The following is a 7,304-nucleotide window of genomic DNA, read 5'->3' on the forward strand; positions in this document are numbered from 1 at the left end:
GGGAGTGCGCACTCCCCGGGCCCCTCGGCGCGGTGGCGCGGGCGCCGGTGGATCAGCCGATCGGCAGGCCGCCCGTCGGCAGGCCCTGGGTGGGCAGTCCGTCGGTGGCCAGGGTGTCGCTCGCCAGCTCGCCGTCCGCCACGGTGCCGGCCTTCCGGACGGCAGTGCCCGCGGTCTTCCCGGCCGCCGGGAGGGTGGTGCCGACGACCTTGCCGCCGGTCTCGTTCGCCACGTCGGCACCCTGCTTCGAGGCGGAGTCCAGGGTGCCGCTGAGGCCGGCGCCGTCGAGCGAGGTAAGGCCGCCGAGGGCGGGGGTCTGCGGGAGCCCGGCGGCACCCGCGGCACCGGCCGCACCGACCACGGGGGCCGCGCCTGCGGCGATCAACAGCGCGGCACGGGCGATCCGGCGGGTCAGGGGGAGGGACATGATGCTCCTTCGACGGGACTTCCAACGGGTCTCGGCAGACGGTGGATCTGCCCGTCCGGTGATCGGACGCACTGAACAACCGGTCCGGGGGAGGGGAAGGTTGCGGGGCCCCGAGGTAAAGACTGGGCAATGCGTCGGATAATCCGCACGAGGGGCGGCCCGGTGGGCGGTGGCCGGGGCGGCGGCGCGACGAACCGTCACTTCCCTTGTACGCCAAGGGAAGTGGTCAGTTCCGCGCAGGGCGCGGGAGCGGCGGTCGGGGTGGTCGCGGGCGAGCGTCCGCAGTGCTCGTACGGCTGATGCCTCGTACTACTGAGCGAGCCGCATGCGGACCGTCGTGGTGCCCGAATCCTTGCGTTCCGTCCGCCAGCCCGTGTCGGGGGTCCACACCCGCCCGGCGTAGGAGACCCTGTCGATCCGCAGCGTGCTCGCCCGGGCGACCGCCCAGTGGGCGAGCTCCCAGCCGCGCCGGGAGGCCCCGCCGCCGGCCTCGGTGGTGGCGGGCACCGGCACCGAGACCGTGCCCGCGGACGCGGCCCCCGCCGTGCCGGTGGCCGGGAGCACGCCCCTGCCGAAGGCGCGCACCAGGTCGGCCCGCACCTCGGCCGCGTCACCCGGACCGGCGGCGGTCGCCGTCGGCGGCGAGCAGGTCAGGGTGGCCGGGGCGCGGCCCGTCAGCGCGGCGGACAGCAGCGTGGCGTCCGGCTCGTGCTTGGCGTACGCCTGCGGGAACCCGCTCTTCTGCACCCGCTGCGCCGCGACCGTCAGCGGGAGCCGCGAGTAGCCCGGGACCTCGGCCAGGTGCCGGTAGAACTCGCCGGACGCGTGGACCGGGTCGAGGATCTCCGCGGGCGTGCCCCAGCCCTGCGAGGGACGCTGCTGGAAGAGCCCGAGCGAGTCCCTGTCACCGTGCTCGATGTTGCGCAGCGCGGACTCCTGCAGCGCGGTCGCCAGGGCGATCGTCACCGCGCGCTCGGGCATGCCGCGGGTGGTGCCCACGGCGGAGATCGTCGCGGCGTTGGCTGCCTGCTCGGGGCTCATCTCGTACGTCCGCCCGTCGCCGCCGCCGGAGGCGCGCACGGTGCAGCGGGGCGAACCCTGGTGGCCGGTGACGTACTGGGCGGCCACGTAGCCGGCCAGGGCCACGAGCACGGCGAAGGCGGCCGCGGCACGGACGGCGCGGCCGCGGGGGGTGGAAGAAGCGGTCCGGGGCACGAAGCCACCGTACTGGAGGGTAGGACCGGGGCCGAGGCCCAAGTCGCTTAGGCTCGTGTCCATGTACGGACACACGCTCGACCTGGCTTTGGACGGCCCGGAGCTCACCGCCCGGCTCGTCGACTTCCCGTCGGTCAGCGGGCAGGAGAAGGACCTCGCCGACGCCATCGAGGCCGCCCTGCGCCCCCTGCCGCATCTGACCGTCGACCGGTACGGCAACAACGTCGTCGCCAGGACGGCGCTGGGCCGCGCCGAGCGCGTGGTGCTGGCGGGCCACATCGACACCGTCCCGATCGCCGGCAACGTGCCGTCGAGGCTCGACGAGGACGGCGTGCTCTGGGGGTGCGGCACCTCCGACATGAAGTCGGGCGTCGCCGTGCAGCTGCGGATCGCCGCGACGGTGCCGGAGCCCAACCGCGACCTGACCTTCATCTTCTACGACAACGAAGAGGTCGCCGCCCACCTCAACGGCCTCGGTCACGTCGCCGAGGCCCACCCGGACTGGCTGCACGGGGACTTCGCCGTCCTCCTGGAGCCGTCCGACGGGGAGGTGGAGGGCGGCTGCCAGGGCACCCTCCGGGTCCACCTCCGGCTGGAGGGCGAGCGGGCGCACTCCGCGCGCGGCTGGATGGGGTCCAACGCGGTCCACGCCGCCGCGCCGGTGCTGGCCCGGCTGGCCGCCTACGAGCCGCGCCGCCCGGTCGTCGACGGCCTGGAGTACCGCGAGGGGCTCAACGCCGTGGGCATCGAGGGCGGTGTCGCCACCAACGTCATCCCGGACGTCTGCACCGTGGTGGTGAACTACCGCTACGCCCCCGACCGCACGCCCGAACAGGCCGAGGCACACGTGCGGGAGGTCTTCGAGGGCTGCGGTGTCGCCGGGTTCACGGTCGACGACCACTCCGGCGCGGCGATGCCCGGCCTCTCGCACCCCGCGGCCAAGGCGTTCATGGATGCGGTCGGCGGGACGGCACGCCCCAAGTTCGGGTGGACGGACGTCTCCCGGTTCGGCGCGCTCGGCATCCCCGCGGTCAACTACGGCCCCGGCGACCCGCTCTTCGCGCACAAGCGTGACGAGCACGTCTCCACCGACCGGATCACGCACTGCGAGGAGCGCCTGCGCTCGTGGCTGACCAGTTGACCCACGGCATTCCCCTGCGCGTAACCTCCGCGGATCTACGCTGAGGCGACACACGCACATCGCAGGTCGGCGGAGGGAGCAGGTCATGGGCAACCCGGAGGACGCACGGATCCCCGAGGGCGCGCAGGTCCCCGAGGGCGCGGTACCGCCCGAGGAGCAGCGGACGGGCCCGGTTCTGCGCCGCAGGGACCAGGTGCAGCCGGGCACGACCGATCAGCGGCTGCTGGACTCCGAGGGTGACTCCGAGTGGGTACACACCGACCCGTGGCGGGTCATGCGCATCCAGTCGGAGTTCGTGGAGGGCTTCGGTGCGCTGGCCGAACTGCCGAGCGCCATCAGCGTCTTCGGCTCCGCGCGGACACCGGCCGACGGGCCGGAGTACGAGGCGGGCGTGCGCATCGGACGGGCGCTGGTCGAGGCGGGGTTCGCCGTCATCACGGGCGGTGGCCCCGGGGCCATGGAGGCGGCGAACAAGGGGGCCAGAGAGGCCAAGGGCGTCTCCGTCGGCCTCGGCATCGAGCTGCCGTTCGAGTCCGGGCTGAATCCACATGTCGACATCGGCGTGAACTTCCGCTACTTCTTCGTGCGCAAGACGATGTTCGTCAAGTACGCCCAGGGCTTCGTCGTCCTGCCCGGCGGCCTGGGCACACTGGACGAGCTCTTCGAGGCGCTCACGCTGGTGCAGACCGGCAAGGTGACGCGCTTCCCGATCGTGCTGTTCGGCTCGGCGTACTGGAGCGGCCTGGTGGACTGGCTGCGGGACACGGTGGTCGCGGGCGGCAAGGCGTCCGAGACGGACCTGCTGCTCTTCCACGTGACGGACGACGTGGACGAGGCGGTCCGTCTCGTCACGAAGGAGGTCGGCCGCTAGGACCGCGCGGGGCGGGGGTACGGAGGCGGGAGCGCGGGGCGGAGTCCCTGCGCCCCGTGCTTCGTGGGTCGCGGTGCCCGGTGCCCGCTCCCGTGCTTCGGGTCCCTTCCCGCGCCCCGGGCCCGTGCGCCGCCTCCCGCGCTCTCGCACGGCGTTCCGCGAGCCCGCGTGGACCCGGAACTACGCCAGTCCCCGCCGGGCCACCGCGGGGGCCCGGCGGCCCGCGATGGAGGCCACCATGTCCAGGACCTGCCGGGTCTCCGCCACCTCGTGCACCCGGTACACCTGTGCCCCCAGCCACGCCGAGACGGCCGTCGTCGCCAGCGTCCCGATCACCCGTTCCTTCACGGGCCGGTCCAGCGACTCCCCGACGAAGTCCTTGTTGGACAGCGAGACCAGCACCGGCCAGCCCGTGGCCGTCATCTCGCCGAGCCGGCGCGTCGCCTCCAGTGAGTGCCGCGTGTTCTTCCCGAAGTCGTGACCGGGATCGATCATGATCCCGTCAGGCCTGACCCCGAGCGCCACGGCCCGCTCGGCGAGACCCACGGTCACCCGCAGGATGTCCGCCATCACGTCGTCGTACGCCACCCGGTGCGGCCGGGTGCGCGGCTGCGCGCCGCCCGCGTGCGTGCACACGAGCCCCGCCCCGTACCGCGCGGCGACCTCCGCGAGCTTCGGGTCCACGCCGCCCCACGCGTCGTTCAGCACGTCCGCGCCGGCCTCGCAGACGGCTTCGCCCACGTCGTGCCGCCAGGTGTCGACGCTGATCACCACGTCCGGGTGGCGGCGGCGCACCTCCGCGACGAAGCCGACCGTCCGGCGGGCCTCCTCCCGGGCCGAGACCTCCTCGCCGGGGCCGGCCTTCACACCGCCTATGTCGATGATCGCGGCGCCCTCCGCGACGGCCTCGTCGACCCTGGAGAGCGCGGGCTCGTCGTGGAACGTCGCTCCCTGGTCGTAGAAGGAGTCGGGGGTCCGGTTCACGATGGCCATGATCACCGGTTCGTGCGGTCCGAACTCCCGTTGCCCCAGCCTGAGCGCCCCGCTTGGCATTTCCTGTTCCTCCTAGGTAGGTCGCCTGCGACCTTAGGCCGTCCACGGATCGGCCGGGCCCGCCGCGGTCGGGCGGGACCCGAGCGAACGACCCTGGCTGTCGGTGGCGCATGGCACGATCTGACCGGACAGGTTTCCGCTTCCGGGGAGATGCACGTGTTCTGGTTCTTGCTGCTCACGATGGCCGTCGTGGTGGCCGCGGTCACACTGGCGGTGGTCGGCGGAGGCGGAAGCGCCGTGCTGCAGGACGTCGAGCCCGAGCGGCTCACCGACCCGCTGCCGGCGGACCGCCCGGTCGGCCGGGCCGACATCGAAGCCCTGCGCCTGCCCATGGCGGCGAGGGGCTACCGCATGACGGACGTGGACGAGGCGCTGGGCAGGCTCGGTGCCGAGCTCGCCGAGCGGGACGCCCGCATCGCCGAGCTGGAGTCCGCCCTCGCCGGGGCGCACGCGACCGCCACGAGCGGTCCCGACCTGCTCAAGCGGCCGGACCGGCCCCTCACCGGTGAGGACACCGGGCCGGGCGCGGGAGACGGGCGATGAGCGGCTCCCGGCCCGCGCCGGACGGCCGGCCGCGCTGCCCCTGGGGCCTGTCCACGGAGGACTACCTCGCCTACCACGACACCGAGTGGGGCCGCCCCGTCCACGGCGACGACGCCCTCTTCGAGCGGCTCTGCCTGGAGGCCTTCCAGTCCGGGCTCTCGTGGCTGACGATCCTCCGCCGCCGCGAGGGCTTCCGCAGTGCTTTCGCCGGCTTCAGGATCTCCGAGGTGGCCGGGTTCACCGACGCCGACAGGGAGCGGCTGCTCGCCGACACCGGCATCATCCGCAACCGCGCCAAGATCGACGCGACGCTGGCCAACGCCGAGGTGCTGGCCGGCTGGGCCGAAGGAGAGCTGGACGCACTCGTCTGGTCGTACGCCCCCGACCCGGCCACCCGCCCCGCTCCGCGCTCCCTCGCGGACGTCCCCGCCGTCACGGCGGAGTCGACCGCGCTGGCCAAGGAGCTTAAGAGGCGGTCCATCCGGTTCGTCGGCCCCACGACCGCGTACGCCCTGATGCAGGCCTGCGGCCTGGTCGACGACCACCTGGCCGACTGCGTGGCCCGGGGCGGTGGGTGACCGCTGCCCCGGGAAGCGCCGCCGCTACCTGCCGAGGTACTTCGGCGGCTGCTTGGCGAGGAATGCCTCGACCGCGATCGTGTGGTCCTGCGAGGCCCCCGCCCGGGTCTGGAGCTCGTCCTCCTTCTCCAGCGACTCGGCCAGCGTGTGCCCCGCGCCGTAGGCCACGGAGGCCTTGAGCGCCGCGTAGGCCACCGTCGGCCCCTCCGCCAGGGCGCGGGCCACCTTCAGCGCCTCCCCGGCCAGCTCGGCGGCCGGCACGACCTTGTTCGCGATGCCCAGCTCGTACGCCTCCTGCGCCGTGATGGAACGCGGGAAGAGCAGCAGGTCGGCGGCGCGGCTCGCCCCGATGAGGCGGGGGAGCGTCCAGGAGACGCCCGAGTCGGCGGTCAGTGCCACACCCGCGAAGGACGTGTTGAAGGCCGCGGTGTCGGCCACCACGCGGTAGTCGGCGGCGAGCGCGAACCCGAAACCGGCACCCGCCGCGACCCCGTTGACGCCCGCGACCACGGGCTTCTCCATTTCGGTGATCGCCCGGACGATCGGGTTGTAGTGCTCGCGCACGGTGCTCAGGGCGTTGGCGCCCTCCGTGCCGCGCGACTCGGCGAGCGTGGAGACGTGTTCCCTGAGGTCCTGGCCCACGCAGAAGGCGCGCCCGGTCGCGGTCAGCAGAACCGCCCGTACGGCGGTGTCGTCCGCGACGGCCAGCAGCGCGTCGCGCAGCGCGACCTTGGCCGCGGTGTTCATGGCGTTCATCGCGTCGGGACGGTTGATCGTGATCGTCGCGAGCCCGTCGCTCACGTCGGTGAGCACGGTGTCGGCCTGGTCGGCCATCGCGGGGTCTCCTTACGGCTCCGGCAGTGTGCCTGTCCACGCAAGCATGGCCGACACCGGCGGGGCGGTGTATGTGACCTGCGTCTAACGATTGGCTCTCGGCTGAGGGGCGAAGGTGGCGCAGTATCGCAGCCGGATCGCCGAATTGGGTGGTTTTGGCTGAGCGCGTTGCTCAAGCGATGCCGACCGATGTTGGTCATCGGGGTCTTCGATGCGGGATAATGCGGAGGAAGCATTGTGTTCGACGCCGGTGAGGCAGCGCCTGTCATGGAGCCGCCGGTTGCGATGAGCTGGTTTCAGGAAGGGGAACGAGCATGGCGGCCATGAAGCCGCGGACGGGCGACGGCCCGCTCGAGGTGACAAAGGAGGGGCGGGGCATTGTCATGCGCGTTCCGCTCGAAGGCGGCGGTCGGCTTGTCGTCGAGCTGACTCCGGACGAGGCCGATGCCCTCGGTGACGCCTTGAAGAAGGTCGTCGGCTGAGGCGTAGGCGCCCACACTTCACCACTGCCCCGGCACGCGATCCGTGCCGGGGCAGTGGTGCGCCGGGAGCCGGGCGGGCTTCCACCGCGTGCGGGTGGGTGGTCCGGTCCGCGCCGCGTGCGGGCGGGCGGGTGCTCGGCCTCCGGCGTGAGCCGCGGCC

At 73.3% G+C, this 7,304-nt stretch carries 9 protein-coding genes; 5 read left to right on the forward strand and 4 right to left on the reverse strand.

Annotation, left to right across the window (positions count from 1 at the left end; genetic code table 11):
- Nucleotides 1–52 precede the first annotated feature (52 nt).
- Together ABZ371_RS26395 and ABZ371_RS26400 are read right to left on the reverse strand one after the other, a co-directional pair.
- Nucleotides 53–427 carry an ATP-binding protein gene (locus tag ABZ371_RS26395; RefSeq protein WP_358683993.1) on the reverse strand — a complete coding sequence of 125 codons (375 nt, stop codon included), beginning with the start codon at nucleotides 425–427 and terminating at the stop codon, nucleotides 53–55.
- Between the two features lie 309 nt (nucleotides 428–736).
- Nucleotides 737–1,642, reverse strand: a complete 906-nt coding sequence (locus ABZ371_RS26400) for a hypothetical protein (protein WP_358683995.1) — start codon at nucleotides 1,640–1,642, stop codon at nucleotides 737–739.
- A 61-nt stretch (nucleotides 1,643–1,703) separates the two neighbouring features.
- Here ABZ371_RS26400 and dapE point away from each other — a divergent pair, with 61 nt between their 5' ends.
- The gene (dapE, locus tag ABZ371_RS26405; RefSeq protein WP_358683997.1) at nucleotides 1,704–2,783 is read left to right on the forward strand and encodes a succinyl-diaminopimelate desuccinylase; all 1,080 of its coding nucleotides are present in this window, start codon (nucleotides 1,704–1,706) and stop codon (nucleotides 2,781–2,783) included.
- Between the two features lie 85 nt (nucleotides 2,784–2,868).
- Nucleotides 2,869–3,654, forward strand: a complete 786-nt coding sequence (locus ABZ371_RS26410; protein WP_358683999.1) for a TIGR00730 family Rossman fold protein — start codon at nucleotides 2,869–2,871, stop codon at nucleotides 3,652–3,654.
- Between the two features lie 180 nt (nucleotides 3,655–3,834).
- Here ABZ371_RS26410 and folP read toward each other — a convergent pair whose 3' ends face one another.
- Nucleotides 3,835–4,707 carry a dihydropteroate synthase gene (gene folP / locus ABZ371_RS26415; RefSeq protein ID WP_358684001.1) on the reverse strand — a complete coding sequence of 291 codons (873 nt, stop codon included), beginning with the start codon at nucleotides 4,705–4,707 and terminating at the stop codon, nucleotides 3,835–3,837.
- Between the two features lie 150 nt (nucleotides 4,708–4,857).
- Between folP and ABZ371_RS26420 the strand changes: the two genes are divergently transcribed.
- The gene (locus ABZ371_RS26420) at nucleotides 4,858–5,250 is read left to right on the forward strand and encodes a cell division protein DivIVA (RefSeq protein WP_358684003.1); all 393 of its coding nucleotides are present in this window, start codon (nucleotides 4,858–4,860) and stop codon (nucleotides 5,248–5,250) included.
- A complete protein-coding gene (locus tag ABZ371_RS26425; RefSeq protein ID WP_358684005.1) occupies nucleotides 5,247–5,828 on the forward strand; it encodes a DNA-3-methyladenine glycosylase I in 582 nt (193 codons plus the stop codon). The genes ABZ371_RS26420 and ABZ371_RS26425 overlap by 4 nt, the downstream gene beginning before the upstream one ends.
- A 24-nt stretch (nucleotides 5,829–5,852) precedes the next feature.
- Here ABZ371_RS26425 and ABZ371_RS26430 read toward each other — a convergent pair whose 3' ends face one another.
- Nucleotides 5,853–6,662, reverse strand: a complete 810-nt coding sequence (locus ABZ371_RS26430; RefSeq protein ID WP_358684007.1) for an enoyl-CoA hydratase-related protein — start codon at nucleotides 6,660–6,662, stop codon at nucleotides 5,853–5,855.
- A gap of 314 nt (nucleotides 6,663–6,976) precedes the next feature.
- Between ABZ371_RS26430 and ABZ371_RS26435 the strand changes: the two genes are divergently transcribed.
- Nucleotides 6,977–7,144: a DUF3117 domain-containing protein gene (locus ABZ371_RS26435; RefSeq protein WP_003966491.1), complete on the forward strand. Its 168-nt coding sequence runs from the start codon at nucleotides 6,977–6,979 to the stop codon at nucleotides 7,142–7,144.
- The last annotated feature ends 160 nt before the right edge of the window (nucleotides 7,145–7,304 follow it).

The organism is Streptomyces sp. NPDC005899 (genome assembly GCF_040629645.1).
Classification (GTDB): Bacteria; Actinomycetota; Actinomycetes; order Streptomycetales; family Streptomycetaceae; genus Streptomyces.

Bases quoted from the DNA above. Each gene is read 5' to 3' on its own strand.
- ABZ371_RS26410 (WP_358683999.1), top strand. From the start codon at position 2,869: ATGGGCAACCCGGAGGACGCACGGATCCCCGAGGGCGCGCAGGTCCCC.
- dapE (WP_358683997.1), top strand. From the start codon at position 1,704: ATGTACGGACACACGCTCGACCTGGCTTTGGACGGCCCGGAGCTCACC.
- ABZ371_RS26395 (WP_358683993.1), bottom strand. From the start codon at position 427: ATGTCCCTCCCCCTGACCCGCCGGATCGCCCGTGCCGCGCTGTTGATC.
- folP (WP_358684001.1), bottom strand. From the start codon at position 4,707: ATGCCAAGCGGGGCGCTCAGGCTGGGGCAACGGGAGTTCGGACCGCAC.
- ABZ371_RS26430 (WP_358684007.1), bottom strand. From the start codon at position 6,662: ATGGCCGACCAGGCCGACACCGTGCTCACCGACGTGAGCGACGGGCTC.
- ABZ371_RS26420 (WP_358684003.1), top strand. From the start codon at position 4,858: ATGCACGTGTTCTGGTTCTTGCTGCTCACGATGGCCGTCGTGGTGGCC.
- ABZ371_RS26425 (WP_358684005.1), top strand. From the start codon at position 5,247: ATGAGCGGCTCCCGGCCCGCGCCGGACGGCCGGCCGCGCTGCCCCTGG.
- ABZ371_RS26435 (WP_003966491.1), top strand. From the start codon at position 6,977: ATGGCGGCCATGAAGCCGCGGACGGGCGACGGCCCGCTCGAGGTGACA.